The sequence below is a fragment of the Streptomyces sp. NPDC052721 genome (assembly GCF_040678315.1).
In the GTDB taxonomy this organism is placed as follows: Bacteria; Actinomycetota; Actinomycetes; order Streptomycetales; family Streptomycetaceae; genus Streptomyces.
On sequence record NZ_JBFATL010000048.1, the window covers coordinates 33611 to 51878 of the forward strand.

The 18268-nt window shown below is 72.1% G+C and carries 11 protein-coding genes and 1 pseudogene; 5 read left to right on the top strand and 7 right to left on the bottom strand.

All coding sequences use genetic code 11. The features are described from left to right. Positions 1 to 19: 19 nt before the first annotated feature. Positions 20 to 1321, bottom strand: a complete 1302-nt coding sequence (locus AB0L21_RS33375; RefSeq protein WP_365708921.1) for a site-2 protease family protein — start codon at positions 1319 to 1321, stop codon at positions 20 to 22. Then, a complete protein-coding gene (dxr, locus tag AB0L21_RS33380) occupies positions 1318 to 2589 on the bottom strand; it encodes a 1-deoxy-D-xylulose-5-phosphate reductoisomerase (RefSeq protein ID WP_365708919.1) in 1272 nt (423 codons plus the stop codon). The genes AB0L21_RS33375 and dxr overlap by 4 nt, the downstream gene beginning before the upstream one ends. 171 nt (positions 2590 to 2760) lie before the next feature. Here dxr and AB0L21_RS33385 point away from each other — a divergent pair, with 171 nt between their 5' ends. Further along, the gene (locus tag AB0L21_RS33385; protein WP_365708917.1) at positions 2761 to 3219 is read left to right on the top strand and encodes a lamin tail domain-containing protein; all 459 of its coding nucleotides are present in this window, start codon (positions 2761 to 2763) and stop codon (positions 3217 to 3219) included. On the opposite strand, the gene AB0L21_RS33390 is transcribed toward AB0L21_RS33385, so the two are convergent. Then, on the bottom strand, positions 3216 to 5153 hold the full coding sequence (locus tag AB0L21_RS33390; protein ID WP_365788089.1) for an acyl-CoA dehydrogenase family protein: 1938 nt from the start codon (positions 5151 to 5153) through the stop codon (positions 3216 to 3218). The two genes, AB0L21_RS33385 and AB0L21_RS33390, sit on opposite strands and share 4 nt — an antisense overlap. Before the next feature lie 313 nt (positions 5154 to 5466). On the opposite strand from AB0L21_RS33390, the gene AB0L21_RS33395 reads away from it, so the two are divergent. Next, a complete protein-coding gene (locus tag AB0L21_RS33395) occupies positions 5467 to 6513 on the top strand; it encodes a LacI family DNA-binding transcriptional regulator (RefSeq protein ID WP_365788090.1) in 1047 nt (348 codons plus the stop codon). A 414-nt stretch (positions 6514 to 6927) separates the two neighbouring features. Next, the gene (locus AB0L21_RS33400; RefSeq protein WP_365788091.1) at positions 6928 to 9762 is read left to right on the top strand and encodes a glycoside hydrolase family 3 C-terminal domain-containing protein; all 2835 of its coding nucleotides are present in this window, start codon (positions 6928 to 6930) and stop codon (positions 9760 to 9762) included. A 106-nt stretch (positions 9763 to 9868) separates the two neighbouring features. Here AB0L21_RS33400 and AB0L21_RS33405 read toward each other — a convergent pair whose 3' ends face one another. From AB0L21_RS33405 to AB0L21_RS33420, 4 genes are all read right to left on the bottom strand, one after another. After that, positions 9869 to 10120 carry a hypothetical protein gene (locus AB0L21_RS33405; RefSeq protein WP_365788092.1) on the bottom strand — a complete coding sequence of 84 codons (252 nt, stop codon included), beginning with the start codon at positions 10118 to 10120 and terminating at the stop codon, positions 9869 to 9871. 166 nt (positions 10121 to 10286) lie between these two features. Then, positions 10287 to 11732, bottom strand: coding sequence for an aldehyde dehydrogenase family protein (locus AB0L21_RS33410; RefSeq protein WP_365708907.1), 1446 nt, complete (start codon positions 11730 to 11732; stop codon positions 10287 to 10289). 145 nt (positions 11733 to 11877) lie between these two features. Beyond that, on the bottom strand, positions 11878 to 13455 hold the full coding sequence (locus tag AB0L21_RS33415; RefSeq protein WP_365708905.1) for a PucR family transcriptional regulator: 1578 nt from the start codon (positions 13453 to 13455) through the stop codon (positions 11878 to 11880). 107 nt (positions 13456 to 13562) lie between these two features. After that, a complete protein-coding gene (locus AB0L21_RS33420) occupies positions 13563 to 15722 on the bottom strand; it encodes an ATP-binding protein (RefSeq protein ID WP_365788093.1) in 2160 nt (719 codons plus the stop codon). A 278-nt stretch (positions 15723 to 16000) separates the two neighbouring features. On the opposite strand from AB0L21_RS33420, the gene gabT reads away from it, so the two are divergent. Then, the gene (gene gabT, locus AB0L21_RS33425) at positions 16001 to 17335 is read left to right on the top strand and encodes a 4-aminobutyrate--2-oxoglutarate transaminase (protein ID WP_365708901.1); all 1335 of its coding nucleotides are present in this window, start codon (positions 16001 to 16003) and stop codon (positions 17333 to 17335) included. A 649-nt stretch (positions 17336 to 17984) separates the two neighbouring features. Continuing rightward, positions 17985 to 18251 (top strand): annotated as a pseudogene (locus tag AB0L21_RS33430) (phosphatase PAP2 family protein); the annotation flags it as partial. Positions 18252 to 18268 lie beyond the last annotated feature (17 nt).

Here is an 18268-nt window from a genome sequence, read left to right on the forward strand (position 1 = left end):
CGCGTGGAACGGCGGGTGGTTAGGAGATTTTCACCGGGTTGACCACGTCGGCGATCAGCACCAGGACGGTGAAGCAGACGAAGATCCCGGCCACCACGTACGCCACCGGCATCAGCTTGGCGACGTCGAACGGTCCGGGGTCGGGCCGGCGCAGCACCCGGGCCACGTTCCGCCGCAGCGACTCCCACAGGGCGCCCGCGATGTGCCCGCCGTCGAGCGGGAGCAGCGGGAGCATGTTGAACAGGAACAGGGAGAGGTTGAAGCCGGCCAGGACGAACACGAACATGGCCAGCTGCTGTGAGGCCGGGATGTCCAGGGTGGCGATCTCGCCGGTGACCCGGGCGGCGCCCACGATGCCCATCGGGGAGTCCGGCTCGCGCGGGCCGTCGCCGAAGGCCGCGTCCCACAGGGCCGGGATCTTGCCGGGCAGGGCGACGAGGGAGTCGACGGCGTCCCCGACCCGGTCGGTCATCCAGGTCACGGACTCGCCGAAGTCCTGTTTGACGACGCCGGTGGCGGGGCTGAAGCCGAGGAAGCCGGCTTTGACGTAGCCGTTGACGTAGTTGCCGCTGGCGTCTTTCTTGGCGACCTGGTTCGTGGCGATCTTCGCGTGCAGGGTCACTTCGCGGCCGTCGCGGTCGACGACGAAGGCGACGTTCTTCCCGGCGCTGTTCCGGATGAGGTCGGAGAGGGTGTTCCAGTCCTTGGTCGGCTTGCCGTCGAAGGAGACGATCGTGTCACCCGCCTTCATGCCGGCCGCCTTGGCGGGGGACGACGGGTCGGACTTCTTGCAGGTGTCGCGGTGCTGGCTCTGTGCGATGACGCAGGGCGAGACGGATTCCACGACGGTGGTTTCCTTCTGGATGCCGAAGCCCATCAGCACGGTGAGGAAGAGGGCGATGGCGAGCACCAGGTTCATGAAGGGGCCCGCGAACATGACGATGACCCGCTTCCACGGCTTGCGCGTGTAGAACATGCGCGTCTCGTCACCCGGCTCGAGTTCCTCGAAGGCCGCCGAGCGGGCGTCCTCGATCATGCCGCGCCACGGGGAGGTGGAACGGGCGGAGACCCGGCCCTGGTCGTCGGGCGGGAACATGCCGATCATGCGGATGTAGCCGCCGAGCGGGATGGCCTTGATGCCGTACTCGGTCTCGCCCTTTCTGCGTGACCAGATGGTCGGGCCGAAGCCGACCATGTACTGCGGCACGCGGATGCCGAAGAGCTTGGCCGTGGACAGGTGCCCCAGCTCGTGCCACGCGATCGAGACGAGCAGGCCGACCGCGAAGACCACTATGCCGAGGATGAACATCAAGGTCGTCATGCACGCGCCTCCGCGGTCGCCGTCGTGGCTGTGAGTTCGCGGGCCCGGGTTCTCGCCCAGGTCTCCGCTTCGAGGACGTCCGACACCGTGAGTGGGGTTCCCGTGTCCGGGGTGCCGTGCTCCTCCACCACCCGGGTGACGGTATCCATGATCCCGTTGAAGGGCAGCGCGCCGCTCAGGAAGGCCGCGACGCACTCCTCGTTGGCGGCATTGAACACCGCCGGGGCCGTGCCCGCGAGCTGCCCCACGTGCCGGGCGAGGTCCACCGAGGGGAAGGCCTCGTCGTCCAGCGGGAAGAAGTCCCAGGTGGAGGCCTGGCTCCAGTCGAACGCGGGGGCCGCGTCCGGGACACGTTCGGGCCAGCCCAGGCCGATGGCGATGGGCCCGCGCATGTCGGGGGGCGTCGCCTGGGCGATCGTGGATCCGTCGGTGAACTCGACCATCGAGTGGACATACGACTGCGGGTGCACGACCACCTCAATGCGGTCGAAGGGAATGTCGTAGAGGAGGTGGGCCTCGATGACCTCCAGTCCCTTGTTGACCAGGGTCGCGGAGTTCACCGTGATGACCGGGCCCATCGCCCAGGTGGGGTGGGCGAGGGCGTCCGCGACGGTGACGTGCGCCAGTTCGTCCCTGGTCCGGCCGCGGAAGGGGCCGCCGGACGCGGTGACGACGAGCTTGCGGACGTCGGCCCGGGTGCCGGCGGCGAGCGCCTGGAAGAGGGCCGCGTGCTCGGAGTCCACCGGGATGATCTGGCCCGGCTTCGCGAGCGCGGTGACCAGCGGACCGCCGACGATCAGCGACTCCTTGTTGGCGAGCGCGAGGGTGCGGCCGGCCTCCAGGGCGGCGAGGGTCGGTGCCAGACCGATGGAGCCGGTGATGCCGTTGAGCACCGTGTGGCACTCCGAGGCGGCGACCTGGGTGGCCGCGTCGGGCCCGGCGAGGATCTCGGGCAGCGGTTCCGCACCGCCGTACTCGGCGGCGAGCGCCTCGCGGAGCGCGGGGACGACGTCCTCGCGGGCGACCGCCACGGTCCGCACCCGCAGCCGGTGCGCCTGCTCGGCGAGGAGGGCCACCCGGCCGCCGTTCGCGGACAGGGCGGTGACCCGGAAGCGGTCGGGGTTGCGCAGCACGAGGTCGATGGCCTGGGTGCCGATGGATCCGGTGGAACCGAGGATCACCACGTCCTTGGGGCCGCCCCCGGGGGCGGGGTCGTAGACGAGGTGCGGGTCGGCGAGGGGGGCCGGACGGGCGGGACTGTCGGTCATCCCCCCATTGTGGCGGCATGCGGTGACGGTCCGGACAGCGCGTCCCTCGGGCGGGTGCGTTCGGCGGCATCGTGAAGTCGCCGTGAAGATCATGTGATAACACTTCAGTCCGGGCCGGTCGCCGACCGGCCCGGCCGGACTTCACGGACGACATCCTGGGGGGATCTCTCCATGCGTACTGTGCGCATACGCGCCGCCCTGCCCGCCCTCGCCGGCGCGGCCCTGCTCACCGGCACCCTGCTCAGCACCCCGGCCGAGGCCGCCGGGGGCGTGAAGATCCACCATGTGTGGTTCGACAGCCCCGGCTCGGACAACCGCTCGAACAAGAGCCTGAACGCCGAGTGGGTGCAGCTGAAGAACACCAGCGGCTCGGCGGTCTCGCTCAAGGGGTGGGTGCTGAAGGACGCCTCCAACCACAAGTACGTCTTCGGGAACGTCAGGATCGGCGCCGGGAAGTACCTGAAGGTGCACACCGGCAGCGGCTCGGACACCACGTCGGACAAGTACCAGGACCGCCGCGCCTACGTCTGGAACAACGACAAGGACACGGCCACGCTGACCAAGGCGAGCGGCAGCAAGGTCGACACCTGCTCCTGGACGACGCGGGATCCGAGCGACACGTACTGCTAGCTCCCGAAGGGACGGCGGGCGTTCTCGCGGGCCGAGGGTCCGGGGGTCGCGTCGGCGATCCACGGTCCTTCCCCCGAGGGGTCGAGGATGCCCTCCTCCAGCCAGGTGTATGCCCCGCCGAGGACGTGCTTGACCACCTTGCGGTCCAGGTCGTCGGTGTTGGTCCACAGCCGGTCGAAGAGTTCGTCCACCCGGATGCGGGCCTGGCGGCAGAAGGCGTCGGCGAGCTGGTAGGCCTCGCGGCCGTGTTCGCCCTCGCGCCACAGCCGCTCGGCGCGGACGCAGGCCGCGCTCATCGCGAACAGTTCGGCTCCGATGTCCACGATCCGGCCGAGGAAGCCCTGTTTGGTCTCCATCCGGCCCTGCCAGCGGGACATGGCGTAGAAGGTGGAGCGGGCGAGTTTGCGGGCGGTGCGCTCGACGTAGCGCAGGTGCCCGGAGAGGTCGATGCCGTGCTTGAACTCGCCGTACGCCGTCGGCAGCTGACCGGGGCCGGCGACCAGCTTCGGCAGCCACTTGGCGTAGAAGACGCCCGCGTTCGCGCCCGCCTTCGCCTTGGCGGACAGCGGTTTGTCGGGGTCGATGAGGTCACCGGCGACCGACAGATGCGCGTCCACGGCCTCCCGCGCGATCAGCAGGTGCATGATCTCCGTGGAGCCCTCGAAGATGCGGTTGATGCGCAGGTCGCGCAGGATCTGCTCGGCCGGGACCGCCCGCTCGCCGCGCGCCCGCAGCGACTCTGCCGTCTCGTAGCCGCGCCCGCCGCGGATCTGGACCAGTTCGTCGGCCATCTTCCAGGCCATCTCGGAGCCGTAGAGCTTGGCGAGGGCGGCCTCGATGCGGATGTCGTTGCGGTCCTCGTCGGCCATCTGCGAGGACAGGTCGAGCACGGCTTCGAGGGCGAAGGTGGTGGCGGCGATGAAGCTGATCTTGGAGCCGACCGCCTCGTGCAGCGCGACCGGCTTGCCCCACTGCTCGCGCTCGGCCGCCCACTCGCGGGCGATCTTCAGGCACCACTTGCCGGCTCCGGCGCACATCGCGGGCAAGGACAGCCGGCCGGTGTTGAGGGTGGTGAGCGCGATCTTCAGTCCGGCGCCCTCCGGGCCGATGCGGTTGGCCGCCGGCACCCGCACCCGGTGGAAGCGGGTGACGCCGTTCTCGATGCCGCGCAGCCCCATGAAGGCGTTGCGGTTCTCCACCGTGACGCCCTCGGAGGCGGCCTCCACGACGAACGCGGTGATGCCGCCCTTGTGCCCCTCGGACTTCGGCACCCGGGCCATGACGACGAGCAGGTCGGCGACCACCCCGTTGGTGGTCCACAGTTTCACGCCGTCGAGCACGTAATCGTCGCCGTCGGGTACGGCGGTGGTGGCGAGGCGGGCCGGGTCGGAGCCGACGTCCGGCTCGGTGAGCAGGAACGCGGAGATGTCGGTGCGGGCGCAGCGGGGCAGGAAGGCGTCCTTCTGCTCCTGGGTGCCGAACAGCTTCAGCGGCTGCGGTACGCCGATCGACTGATGCGCGGAGAGCAGCGCGCCGACGGCGGGGCTGACGGAGCCGACCAGGGCGAGCGCCTTGTTGTAGTACAGCTGGGTGAGGCCGAGACCGCCGTACTTGGGGTCGATCTTCATGCCGAGGGCGCCGAGTTCCTTCAGGCCCGCCACGACCTCGTCGGGGATGCGGGCCTCGCGCTCGATCCGGGCGGGGTCGATCGCCGTCTCGCAGAAAGCGCGCAGCTTCGACAGGAACTCCTCGCCGTGCCGCACGGACTCGTCGTCGGGCAGCGGGTGGGGGTGGATGAGGTCGAGCCGGAAGCGCCCGAGGAACAGCTCCTTGGCGAAGCTGGGCTTGTGCCAGTCCTGCTGCCGGGCGGCCTCCGCCACCTGGCGGGCCTCGCGCTCGGTGACGGTGGTGCGTGGGGTGGTGGTGGCGGACATTCAGGCTCACCTCGCCGCGAAGGGGGACGAATGGGACCGTTCGTTACCGACCAGTGCTACTGGATCGTTGGTACCCGAAACGGGCCGACCTCACCACCCCTCGCGCGGCCGAACGGCCGAAAGCCCCGCCGGAGCGCCGGGTGGGGGTGTGTAGGGTCAGCGGGGCGCTTCGCGTGCTCCCGGGAGAGGCTGTCGAAGCGCTTCGACAGCCTATGGACACCTCGGCCCGCCTGAAGCTAGTGTCAAACCCACCCTCACCCCTCTTGTCGGTCATGCGCAGCGTCGAAGCGCTTCACAAAGCTTGGAGAGCTGGATGGTCACCCTCGCCGAGGTCGCTCAGCACGCCGGAGTCTCGGCGAGCACGGTGAGCTATGTCCTCAGCGGCAAGCGGTCCATCTCCGCGACCACCCGCCGGCGGGTCGAGCAGAGCATCCGGGAGCTGGGCTACCACCCGAACGCGGGTGCCCGCGCCCTGGCCGGCAAACGCTCCAACATCATCGCGCTGATGGTCCCGCTGCGCACCGACATGTACGTGCCGGTGATGATGGAGATCGCCATCGCCGTGGCCACCACCGCCCGGACGCACGGCTACGACGTCCTGCTGCTCACCGGCGAGGAGGGGCCCGACGCGGTGCGCCGGGTCACCGGCAGCGGGCTCGCCGACGCGATGATCCTGATGGACGTCGAGCTGGAGGACGAGCGGCTGCCGCTGCTGCGGGGCGGGGGTACCCCCGGAGCGAAGCCGGGAACGGGGGACGACCAGCCCTCCGTGCTCATCGGTCTGCCCGCCGACACTACCGGGCTGACCTGCGTGGACCTGGACTGGAGCGCGACCGGCGCACTGTGCGTGGAGCATCTGGCGGGACTCGGACACCGCGACATCGCTGTCATTGGCGAGGCCCCGGCGGTCTACGAGCGGCACACCGGTTTCGCCGAGCGCACCCTCGACGGACTGCGCGCCCGCGCCCGGGAGACGGGCGTACGGGTGCTCCACCGGCCCTGCGAGGGCGGGTACGACGCCCTGGCCCTCACCCTGGCCCGGATCTTCGACGAGCGGCCCGGAACGACCGGGTTCGTGGTGCAGAACGAGTCGGCGGTGGAACCGCTGCTCGCGCTGCTGCGCCAGCAGGGCCGGGCCGTGCCCGAGGACGTGTCCGTGGTCGCGATCTGCCCGGACCAGGTCGCCGTCCAGGCCTCCGTACGGCTGACCTCGGTCGCCATCCCCGCCCAGGAGATGGGCCGGCAGGCGGTGGAGCACCTGGTAGCCAAGCTGGACGGGCGGGGCGGTGACGAGGTCGTGCTGCTCACGCCCGAGCTGACGGTACGGGCGAGTTCGGGACCGGCACCGGCCGCGCCCTGACCGCCCGCCGGTCACGCCCCCGTACGGGGCACACCTCTGCCCGCTGTCCTGTCCGCACTCCCGGCTTCAGGAGCACGCCGTGAACCAGCCTGTCGTCGGGAGCGGGACGGGGCGCTGGAGTGGGGCGGCCGTCACAGTGGATCCGGCTGAGCGGAAGCGCGCTGCCGTGACAGGCACAGGCAGTCGAAGCGCTTCGACGCCGCTGCGAGGTTAAGTGAACACATGGGGCGCACAAGGGTCGTCCCCAAGATTCCTCCGATCTTCGGTACGTCCGCCGCGAGTTGCCCATGCCGGGGCGTGCCGGTGGAAAGTCGGTCCGTTTTCGGACCGGCACCTTGACACTCCCACTTCGGTCGACTGAGCATCGAAGCGCTTCGAAAACGCCGTCTCGCTGCACCGCAAGGGGAACCGCTCGTGACCGTTGACTCGCCGTCCACGCCGCCTTTACGCGATCCGCACCTGCCGTTCGGAAAGCGCATCGACGACCTGCTGGCGCGGCTCACCCGGGACGAGAAGATCTCGTTCCTGCACCAGTACACGCCCGCCGTGGAACGGCTCGGCATCGCCGCCTGGCGGACCGGCCAGGAGGCCCTGCACGGGGTGGCCTGGATGGGCCCGGCCACGGTGTTCCCGCAGGCGGTCGGCCTCGGCGCGACCTGGAACCCGGACCTGGTGCGGCGCGTCGGCGAAGCGGTGTCCAGGGAGGCCCGGGCGATGCGCGCCCGCGACGACCGGGTCGGCCTCAACGTCTGGTCCCCGACGGTCAACCTGCTGCGCCACCCGCTGTGGGGCCGCAACGAGGAGGGCTACTCCGAGGACCCCAAGCTCACCTCGGCCATCGCCACGGCGTACACCCACGGCCTGCGCGGTGAGCATCCTCTGTACTGGCGTACCGCGCCCGTGCTGAAGCACTGGCTCGCGCACAACAACGAGACGGACCGGGCCATTTCGTCGGCGTCCGTGCGCCCGCGCGTCCTGCACGAGTACGACCTGCGCGCCTTCAAGGAGACGGTCGAGGCGGGCGCGGTGGCCGGGGTGATGCCCGCCTACAACCTGGTCAACGGCCGCCCCAACCACGTCTCCCCGTACCTGCGCGAGCAGCTGCGCACCTGGACCGACGAGGAGCTGCTGGTCTGCTCGGACGCGGGCGCGCCCTCCAACCTGGTCGACGCCGAGCACTACTTCGACACCCACGAGGAGGCCACCGCCGCGGCCCTGCTGGCCGGCGTGGACAGCTTCACCGACCACGGCACGGACCCCTCCCCGATCACCGCACGCCTCAAGGGAGCCTTGGCGAAGGGACTGTTGACGGAGGCGGACCTCGACACCGCGGTCCGCCGCCAGCTGTCCGTCCGCTTCCGGCTCGGCGAGTTCGACCCGCGCCACGATCCGCACACGGCCACCGGCGCGTTCGACACCCCCGCCCACCGGGAGCTGGCGCGACAGGCCGCCGAGCAGGCGATCGTCCTGCTGAAGAACGACGACGACCTGCTGCCGCTCGCCCCCGACACCCGGATCGCGGTCGTCGGCCTGCTCGCCGACGAGTGCAAGCTCGACTGGTACAGCGGCAGCCTGATCCACCGCTCCACTCCCCTGGAGGGCCTGTACGAGCGGTTCGGAGCCGAGCGCGTGCAGTTCGCGGAGGGCGTGGACCGCGTCCGGCTGCGCACGGCGGCGGGCGCGTTCCTGTCCGTGCCGCCGGCCGGGGCCCCCGACCGGGCGCGCGGCGCCGAGGGCGCGCTGGACCCCGCTCTGCTCTCCGGCCGTACCGATCTGCCGCCGCTGACCACGGACGCGACCGGCAGCGAGTTCGCGCTGGCCGACTGGGGCGAGGGCGTGCTGACGCTGCGCGCCCCCGACGGCCGCTATCTCTCGGTCGCCGAGGACGGCTACCTGCGCGCCTCCGCCGACCAGCCCGGCGGCTGGATCGTCCAGGAGACGTTCCGCCTGGAACCGCACCGTGGCGGTCACCTCCTCAAGCACCTGGGCACCGGTCGTCATGTGCGGGTCGCCGCCGACGGGGTGAAGGTTGGCGACAGGGGCGACGTCTTCGAGGTCGTCACGGTGGAGCGCGGCGAGGAGACCGTGGCCCGGGCGGCGGGCGGGGCGGACGTCGTCGTGGTGGTGGCGGGCAACGATCCGCACATCCACGGCCGGGAGACCGAGGACCGTACGACCCTCCTGCTGCCGGAGCACCAGCTACGGCTGCTGCGCGCGGCCCGCGCCGCCAACCCGCGCACCGTGCTGGTGCTGGTGTCGGCGTACCCGTACGCGGTGGACGCGGCCCGGTTGCCGGCCGTGCTGTGGACGGCGCACGGCGGCCAGGCCGTGGGCACGGCCCTGGCCCGGGTACTGGCCGGCGACGTCTCCCCGGCCGGCCGGCTGCCCCAGACCTGGTACGCCTCCGACGCCGACCTGCCCGACCTGCTGGACTACGACGTCATCGGCAGCCGCCAGACCTATCTCTACTTCGAGGGCACCCCGCTCTTCCCGTTCGGCCACGGCCTGTCGTACGCGTCCTTCGCCTACGCCGGCCTGACGGCCCGGGTGGAGGCGGACTCGGTGCGGGTCGGCTGCACGGTCACCCACACCGGCGACCGGACGGCGGACGAGGTGGTCCAGCTCTACGGCCGGGCGGTGGACCCGTCGGTGCCCCGCCCGCGCCGGGAGCTGCTGGCCCACCGCCGGATCACGCTCACCCCGGGCGAGACGGCCGCCGTCTCCTTCGAAGTCCCGCTCCGCGCACTGGAGTTCTGGGACGTGGCCGAGGGCGGATGGCGCCTGGAAGAGGGCCCGTACGAACTCCTGCTGGGCGCGTCCAGCGAGGACGTGCGCCTGCGGACGACCCTCCACGTCGGCGGCCGGCCCCCGGCTCCCCGCCCGGTGCTCGAACGAGGCCTCGCCGGCGCCGACTTCGACGAGCAGTCCGGTGTCGCCATCGTGGACCTGACGAAGACGGCGGGCGACGCGGTGACCCCGGCCCACGACGGAACGGCCGAACTGGTCTACCGCGGCTGCGACTTCGGTGCCGGCGCCCGCGAGGTGACCGCGCGGGTGGCGGGCGAGGGCACCCTGGAACTCGCCCTGGACGGCGGCCCGGTGCTGGCGGCGCTCACCCCGGACACGCCCACCGACGGCCCGTACGCGTACACGGACGTGACCGCCGGGCTGGTCACCGACGGCGTCCACGACGTCCACCTCAGGCTGCGCGGCCCGCTGCGGCTCGCGCACGTCGGCTTCTCCGGTTGAGGGTCCGAAGGAGACCGGCACCCGGCAGGGGCCCGGCACCGGAAGGCAGCGGCGCCGGGCCCCTACGGCTCCCATCGGCCAGTGGGGGGACGTTGTCCTGTCACCGCTAGCGGACCACGATGATCACGACACCTCCGTTGTCGAAGCGGTGGTCGAAGCGATGACCGAAGCCGTGGTCGAAGCGATGGTCGAAGCAGCGCCAGCCGTGGTGGCCCCAGCACCATTCGCTGGTGACCCGGGTGGGCACGGCAGGAGCTGCCGCCGAGGCTGTGCCTGCTGCGCCGATCGCGGCGCCGCCGGCCATCACCAGGCCGGCCGCGGACACCGCGAAGAGGCGCCTCGCGCGTGATGCTCGCATGATGGCCCTCCTCCTTCCCTCAGGGGTGCGGCCCTACTTCCTGTACGTCCGCGGAGCCCTTTTGGATTGCCTCAGCGAGAGGGAACGGCCCAGAGGGAACGGCGAACGGCCGCAGCCCCCGCACAGTGGGCTGCGGCCGTTCTGTTCCTGACCTGTCCGTGGCAGGTCAGAGCGCGAGACCGGTGAGGACCAGCACGCGCTCGTAGGTGTAGTCCTCCATCGCGAACCGCACGCCTTCGCGGCCCACGCCGGACTGCTTGACGCCGCCGTACGGCATCTGGTCGGCGCGGTAGGACGGGACGTCGCCGATCACCACACCACCGACCTCCAGGGCGCGGTGGGCACGGAAGGCGACCTGCAGGTCGTGGGTGAACACGCCCGCCTGGAGGCCGTACTTGGAGTCGTTGACCGCGGCGAACGCCTCGGCCTCGCCGTCGACCTTCTGCACGGTGAGGACGGGCCCGAAGACCTCCTCGCAGGACAGCTTCACATCGGCCGGTACGTCGGTGAGCACGGTCGGCGCGTAGGAGGCGCCGTCGCGGTCACCGCCGGTGAGCAGGGTGGCGCCGGCCTCGACCGCCTCCTTGACCCAGGACTCGACGCGCCGGGCGGCGTCCTCGCTGACCAGCGGGCCGACGTCGGTCTTCGGGTCGGACGGGTCACCGGTGACCTGCGCCTCGACGGCGGCGACGATCCGCGGCAGCAGCCGGTCGTACACGGAGGCGTCGGCGATCACACGCTGCACCGAGATGCAGGACTGGCCGCCCTGGTAGTTGGAGAACGTCGCGATGCGGGTCGCGGCCCAGTCCAGGTCGGCGTCGGAGGCGTAGTCGCCGAGGACGACCGCGGCTCCGTTGCCGCCCAGCTCCAGCGTGCAGTGCTTGCGCGGCACCGAGTCCATGATCGCGTAACCGACCTTCTCGGAACCGGTGAAGGAGATGACCGGCAGGCGCTCGTCCTGGACGAGGGCGGGCATCTTGTCGTTCGGCACCGGGAGGATGCTCCACGACCCGGCCGGCAGGTCGGTCTCGGCGAGCAGGTCGCCGATGATCAGGCCGGACAGCGGGGTGGCCGGGGCCGGCTTGAGGATGATCGGGGCGCCGGCGGCGATCGCCGGGGCGACCTTGTGGGCGCACAGGTTCAGCGGGAAGTTGAACGGCGCGATGCCGAGCACGACACCCTTCGGGAAGCGGCGGGTGAGCGCGAGCCGGCCCTGGCCGCCCGCGTCGGTGTCGAGCCGCTGGGCCTCTCCGCCGTTGAACCGCCGGGCCTCCTCCGCCGCGAACCGGAACACGGAGACGGCACGGCCGACCTCGCCGCGGGCCCACTTGATCGGCTTGCCGTTCTCGGCGGAGATCAGCTGGGCGATCTCCTCGGTGCGCTCGGCCAGCCGCTTGCTGACGTGGTCGAGCGCGGCGGCGCGGACGTGCGCCGGGGTGGCGGCGAAGTCCTCGCGGACGGCGTACGCGGCGGCCACGGCCTCCTCGACCTGGGCGTCGGTCGGCACGCTGACCTTGCCGACGAGCCGGCCGTCCCACGGGGAGGTGACGTCGAAGGTGTCCTCGCCGGTGGCCTGGCGGCCGGCGAGCCAGAAGGCATGGGTGGAAGTCATGTACGAGTCCCGGCCCTTCCGCGTTGGGGGTGTGTCGCTTGGCTTGCGTGGTCCACGGTAGGGCGGGGGCGGCCGGGGGACGTTTGTCCGAGTCGTAGCAGTGGACGGACCAGGCACTACTGATTGGACTACTCGGCGCTCCGCACTACTCCGTGGACGTCGCCTTCAGGGCGAGCCACAGCTCCATCCGCACGTCGGGATCGTCCAGGCTGCGCCCGAGGATCTCCTCGACCCGCCGCATCCGGTACCGCAGGGTGTGCCGGTGCACCCCCAGATCGGCCGCCGCCGCGTCCCACTGCCCGTGCCGCGACAACCACGCCCGCAGGGAGGCGACCAGGTCCCCCCGGCCGGTCGCGTCGTGCTCGTGCAACGCCCGCAGCAACCCGTCGGCGAACGCCTTCACCGCGTCGTCGGCCAGCAGTGGGAGGACCGACCCGGCGGCCAGCTGCTCGTGCTCCACGAACACCCGCCCCCGCCGCCGCGCCACCGACAGCGCCTGCTCGGCCTGCTTGTACGCCGCTGCCGCCGCGATCGGCCCGGCGGGCGCCGACAGCCCGACGACCAGCGCGTCCTCCTCCGCACGCCCCTGCTCGGACACCGCCCGGTCGGCCTCCCGCGCCGCCGCGTACGCGGCGCACGCGGCCACCGCCGCGCCCTCGTCGGCGGCCAGCACGACCAGCCGCTCCCCCTCGGGCACGACCAGCACGGCCTCCCCGGCCCGCGCCGCCGCGCTCTCCACGGTCTCCGCGAGTTCGCCCAGCGGCTCGCCCGCCGGGCCGGAGACGGACTCGGCGACGATCATCCGGAACGGGGCGTCCAGCAGCCCGCCGTACAGGTCCCCGGCGACTGCCCGGGCGTGGTCGGGCTCGCCCGCGAGGAGCATGCGCAGCACCGCCGCACCGACGCGCTGCTCGGCCGCGTGCAGGGAGCGGGAACGCTCGGTGGTGAGGGTGAGCAGGGCGATGGCGGAATGGACGGCGTACCGTTCGGCGGTGCCGAGCGCGGCGGCCGTCCCCACGGCGAGCGCGGCGCGCGGGCGGCGGCCGGTGCCGAGGCTGTGCAGCTCCACCCGGTCCTCGTGCTCGGGCCCGCCGACGACGGAGGACGCGGGCGCGGGCCGCTCCCGCAGCCGTTCGACCTCGGCGGTGATCCGGGCGGCGCGGCGGCCGGCCCACTCCGGCGCGGCGGCGACGACGGCACCCGAGGCGTCGTACAGCGCCGCCCAGCCGTCGACCTGGGCGGCGAGCGCGCTGAGCACCCCCTCCGGGCCGGTGTTCAGTGCCTGCTTGGTCAGCTCCCGCTGGGCGGCGAAGCCTGCCGTGACCGCCCGGTACTGGTCGGCGGCGATGGCGGCGGAGACGGCCTTGCTGATGGCGAGGAAGGGGGTGCGGCGGGGCACCTCCAGCAGCGGCAGCCCCTCCTCCGCGCAGGCGTCGACGAGGGCGTCCGGGATCTCCTCGTAGTTCACGCCGACGGCGAACCCGAGCCCGACGACACCGGCGCCTGCCAGCCGCCGCACATACCGCCGCATGGCCTCCGGATCCTCCGCGTCCAGCTTGAGCGCGGTGATCAGCAGCAGCTCGCCGCCCTCCATGTAGGGCACGGGGTCGGCCAGCTCGCTGACGTGCGCCCAGCGGACGGGCACGTCCAGGCGGTCCTCGCCCGCGCGCACGGTCAGCTTCAGCGCGGAGTGGTGGACGAGCGAGGCGAGAGTCGGGGGCATGGGGCCTTCACGGTGAGGGAGATCCGTCGATCCCGGTGATCTTTTGGCCGTCGTGTATGAACGGCCCACCCCGATTCTGCCTCACCGTACGACCCCGCGCTGGCTCCTCACCCCCGCAGATCCACCAGCAACGGCGGCGCGTGCTCCCCCTCCACGGTGGTCAACGACAACACGGCATGCCCCGGCGGCACCCCATGAGCCAACTCGGAAGCCGACCACCGCTCCCGCTCGACCTGCCGCACGGTGACGGCACGGGCGGTGGGCGCCTGGCCGGTGATGACCCGGCGCAGCATGTGCACGGCCTTGCCGGCCGGCGTCTCGGCGATGATCTGCCGGTCGGTGACGTCCCGGGTCTCGGTCCACTCCTTGCCCCACACCTCGGCGAAGTCCTGCCCGTCCCAGGGGGTGAGCCCGGACAGCGCCATCCGGCAGCCCGTGGCGCCCAGCAGCGGGCCGCGCAGCGGCCGGGGTACGTCGTCCAGGGTGCGCAGCGTGAGCACCGTGCCGGCGTTGGCGCTGCGCAGCCGCTGGATGCCGCGTACGGCCTCCGGGGTGACGACCCCGGAGGCGTCGTCGAGCAGCAGGCAGGCGAAGAGCGACCGGTCCTCCCGGACCGTCACACAGGCCGTGAACTGGGCGAGCACCAGCCGGGCCAGGATCCGGGAGGCGTCGGCGTGTCCGCGCTGGGGCAGGTCGATGCGGACCCGGACCGGGTGGTCGAGAGCCTTCAGGGAGAACGGCCGGCTCTGTCCGGAGGTGTCGAAGAAGGCGGCGAAGGCGGGCCGGTCGAGCAGGGCGATCCGGTCGGCGAGGACCGTGCCGACGTCGCCCGGGTGGGCCATCTGCCGCTCCCGTGCGTCGAGTTCCCTGAGCAGGGACGCGTGCCCGGTGTCGGTCAGGCCCTTGCGCAGCGCGGCCAGCGAGCCGGGGGCGCCGTCGAGCAGCTGCCGCAGCTCCGGTACGGAGGGGAAACGGTCGTGGACGGCGCGGAACGGGCCGAGCAGCTGGGCGAGGACGGTGGTGGAGCGGCGGCTGTCGCTGCCGGGGTGCGGGTCCGCGAGGTCGCCGACGAGGGCCTCGGCGAGTATGGCGGCGGCCTCGTCGGGGTCGGTGGTGCCGCCGTAGAGGTCCAGGTCGTACACGGATTCGGGGTGGCCGACGCGGACGACGACGTCGTAGTCCTCGGCCGGGCCGAGCCCGGCGCCCGCCGCGCCGACCACCACGACCGACGCGCGGCCGGCCAGGGCGTGCAGGCACAGCGACTCGGCGAGCGGTCGCACCACGGCACCGGTCTTCCCGGAGCCGGCCGGGCCGACGGCGAGCAGGGAGGTGCCGAGCAGGTCGGGGCCGAGGGCGAGGCCGGCACCGCGGTAGTGGTAGGGGTTGCGGGGGTCGTCGGCGGTGGTGCCGAGCCGGACCTGGCCGGTGAGCAGGTCGTGGCGGGCGTGCCGGGCGGGCAGGTCGCGTTCGCCGGAGGGGTGCGGGCAGGCGGCGGCGCCGTCCTTCAGAACGGCGCCGGTGAAGGTGGCCAGGCTGTGCCGGCCGGACCGCACGGCCTGCCAGGCCCTGCTGATCCGCGCGTGATCCACATCCCGCATGAGCCCGGCCTTCGCCTCGGCAGCAAGCCGCTCAGCAGCCTCATAGGCCCCGGCCTGCCGCAACTGCGGCCATTCGGCGGGGTCTTGTTCGGGGGTGGGCGGTGCGTCGGCGGTGGGAACGGTGCCGCGGCCGGCTGGCACGGCCGAACGCAGTGCGGGCACGGTGGCGCGCAGAAGGGGACCGCCGTAGCGGCGCCAGAGCTCACCCCAGTGGCCGATCTTTCCGAACAACGCGAAGATCGCACCGAACACCAGCCACGTGTACAGCCACGATGCGACCCCACCCACTTGGCCGGCTTCACCCTTCACCCAGGTATCCGGCGCGAGCACGTACCACGGCCATTGCCAGAAGTCGCCGAGATAGCCGTTCCACAGCAGAGAACACAGCAGCCACCCGCAGAGGAGCGCGATCACGGCCCCACCCAGCAATTGCCGCGTGGGTGTCTCCTTCGGTTCGACCTCCGGCCGTGGCCGATAACGGAATCGCCAGATTCCAGGTGCCGCCTGCGGCCTGGGGGCGCGCAGCCACGTCAGGAAGGCCGACCCGTCGGGCATCGGCGGCACCCCGGGTGGCATGGGCGGTGCTACCGCCCCCTCCGGCGCCGCCATAGGGCGCGGTAGCGGGTTCGCGTGCGTGCCGCGTCTGTCGCGCGTCGCGTCGCTGTCCATCGACCTTGCCCCCTGACCAGCCGTTCCGTCCGTCGTCAGCGAGTCAATCTAACGCCCCGGCAAGGGGAGTTCACCGCTTACGTGGCCGTAAGGGTCCGTACCCGCCCGGCCGGGCTATGTCCACGGCGGACAACGGGGGCCGCCGACAACGCCCACATGGAGCATGCCCACCCCCGGGAACCGGTCTTAGCCTGCGAGAAAAGAAGGTATGCGTCCGAAAACGCACCGCCCGGAACCGCCCGGGACCGCCCGGTACGCAAGATCATCAGGGAGCCCCCATGACCGCACTTCCGCAGGAGCGCCGCGTCGTCACCGCCATCCCCGGCCCGAAGTCGCAGGAGCTGCAGGCCCGCCGTACCGCCGCGGTCGCCCAGGGCGTGGGCTCCGTGCTGCCCGTGTTCACCGCGCGCGCGGGCGGCGGCATCATCGAGGACGTCGACGGCAACCGGCTGATCGACTTCGGGTCCGGTATCGCCGTGACGAGCGTCGGCGCCTCCGCCGAGGCCGTGGTGCGGCGCGCGAGCGCCCAGCTCGCCGACTTCACCCACACCTGTTTCATGGTCACCCCGTACGAGGGCTACGTGGAGGTCGCGGAGGCGCTCGCCGAGCTGACCCCGGGTGACCACGCCAAGAAGTCCGCGCTGTTCAACTCCGGTGCCGAGGCCGTCGAGAACGCCGTCAAGATCGCGCGTGCGTACACGAAGCGGCAGGCCGTGGTGGTGTTCGACCACGGGTACCACGGGCGGACCAACCTCACCATGGCGCTGACCGCCAAGAACATGCCGTACAAGCACGGGTTCGGGCCGTTCGCGCCCGAGGTGTACCGCGTTCCGGTCGCGTACGCGTACCGCTGGCCGACCGGCCCGGAGAACGCCGGCCCGGAGGCCGCCGCGCAGGCCATCGACCAGATCACCAAGCAGGTCGGCCCGGACAACGTCGCCGCGATCATCATCGAGCCGGTCCTCGGCGAGGGCGGCTTCATCGAGCCCGCCAAGGGCTTCCTGCCGGCGATCCGCCAGTTCGCCGCCGACAACGGGATCGTCTTCGTCGCCGACGAGATTCAGAGCGGCTTCTGCCGGACCGGGCAGTGGTTCGCGTGCGAGGACGAGGGGATCGTGCCCGACCTGATCACGACCGCCAAGGGCATCGCCGGCGGTCTTCCGCTCGCCGCCGTGACGGGGCGCGCCGAGATCATGGACGCCGCGCACGCGGGTGGGCTCGGTGGTACGTACGGCGGTAACCCGGTCGCGTGCGCCGGTGCGCTCGGCGCCATCGAGACGATGAAGGAGCTGGACCTCAACGGCAAGGCCAAGCGCATCGAGGAGGTCATGAAGGGCCGCCTCACCGCCATGGCCGAGAAGTTCGACGTCATCGGTGACGTGCGCGGACGTGGTGCCATGATCGCGATCGAGCTGGTCAAGGACCGCGCCACCAAGGAGCCGAACCCGGAGGCCACCGCGGCGCTCGCCAAGGCCTGCCACGCCGAGGGCCTGCTGGTCCTGACCTGCGGCACCTACGGCAACGTGCTCCGTTTCCTGCCGCCGCTGGTCATCGGCGAGGACCTGCTGAATGAGGGCCTCGACATCATCGAGCAGGCGTTCGCCCGCGTCTGAGCCCGCGCATCTGAGCGGTGGGTCCGCACCTCTGAAGGCGCCTGCGGCAGGCCGTGTGAAGAAGGTGTGCGGGGTGGATGGCGGGACGGGATTCCGTCTGCCCAAGGGCCGCCGCCTGCCGTAGGTTCTCCTCAGATGAGAGATACACCCGCCCACAGGGGACTGCGGGCGGATACCGGGCCGGGGCCTCCCCAGCTTCGACCTGGTCGTGCCCTCGCGCACACATCCGGCGCCTGACGGCTCCGGGATCTCCTCACCGATCGGACGGTCGCCGCCCCAAACCCCCCGGGGCGCGCGACGTTCCGATCCGGACGGCCGCCTCGGAACCACCCCCCCTGTTCCGGGGCGGCCGACCTCCTTCCCCGCGGCTGTCTGCCAAGCTGGGCCCATGCTGCTCCTGGTGCTCCCGGCGATCGTCTTCGCCCTCGTCACCTGGCAGGTCGCCGCCGACGGGCCGCTGCTCCGGCTGGACGCGGACGCCAGCCGGGCCCTCGTCCACCCGGACCGGTTCTCCGAGCTGCTCTCCGACCTCGGCAACGTCCAGGTCGCCCTGCCCGTGCTCGCCGTGGCCCTCGGGTACGTGGCCTGGCGGGGCCGGGCGGCCGGTGCCGGGCGGTGGTGGCTGCCGCCGCTCTCCGCGGCCGTGCTGATGGCGCTGGTCCCGGCGGTCGTCGTACCGCTGAAGGAGTGGACGGCCCGGCCGGGGACGCCGGTGGTGCCCCCGGGGACCGGCTACTTCCCGTCCGGTCATACGGCGACGGCCGCGGTCGCGTACGGTTCCGCGACCCTGCTCCTCCTGCCCTGGCTCCGCTCCCCCGCCGCCCGCCGCGTCCTGGTCACCGGGTGCGCGGTCCTGGTCCTCGGGGTGTCGTACGGCCTGGTCCGGCACGGCTGGCACTGGCCGCTGGACGTGGTGGCCAGCTGGTGTCTGAG

Bases quoted from the DNA above. Each gene is read 5' to 3' on its own strand.
- AB0L21_RS33375 (WP_365708921.1), bottom strand. From the start codon at position 1,321: ATGACGACCTTGATGTTCATCCTCGGCATAGTGGTCTTCGCGGTCGGC.
- dxr (WP_365708919.1), bottom strand. From the start codon at position 2,589: ATGACCGACAGTCCCGCCCGTCCGGCCCCCCTCGCCGACCCGCACCTC.
- AB0L21_RS33385 (WP_365708917.1), top strand. From the start codon at position 2,761: ATGCGTACTGTGCGCATACGCGCCGCCCTGCCCGCCCTCGCCGGCGCG.
- AB0L21_RS33390 (WP_365788089.1), bottom strand. From the start codon at position 5,153: ATGTCCGCCACCACCACCCCACGCACCACCGTCACCGAGCGCGAGGCC.
- AB0L21_RS33395 (WP_365788090.1), top strand. From the start codon at position 5,467: ATGGTCACCCTCGCCGAGGTCGCTCAGCACGCCGGAGTCTCGGCGAGC.
- AB0L21_RS33405 (WP_365788092.1), bottom strand. From the start codon at position 10,120: ATGCGAGCATCACGCGCGAGGCGCCTCTTCGCGGTGTCCGCGGCCGGC.
- AB0L21_RS33410 (WP_365708907.1), bottom strand. From the start codon at position 11,732: ATGACTTCCACCCATGCCTTCTGGCTCGCCGGCCGCCAGGCCACCGGC.
- AB0L21_RS33415 (WP_365708905.1), bottom strand. From the start codon at position 13,455: ATGCCCCCGACTCTCGCCTCGCTCGTCCACCACTCCGCGCTGAAGCTG.
- AB0L21_RS33420 (WP_365788093.1), bottom strand. From the start codon at position 15,722: ATGGACAGCGACGCGACGCGCGACAGACGCGGCACGCACGCGAACCCG.
- gabT (WP_365708901.1), top strand. From the start codon at position 16,001: ATGACCGCACTTCCGCAGGAGCGCCGCGTCGTCACCGCCATCCCCGGC.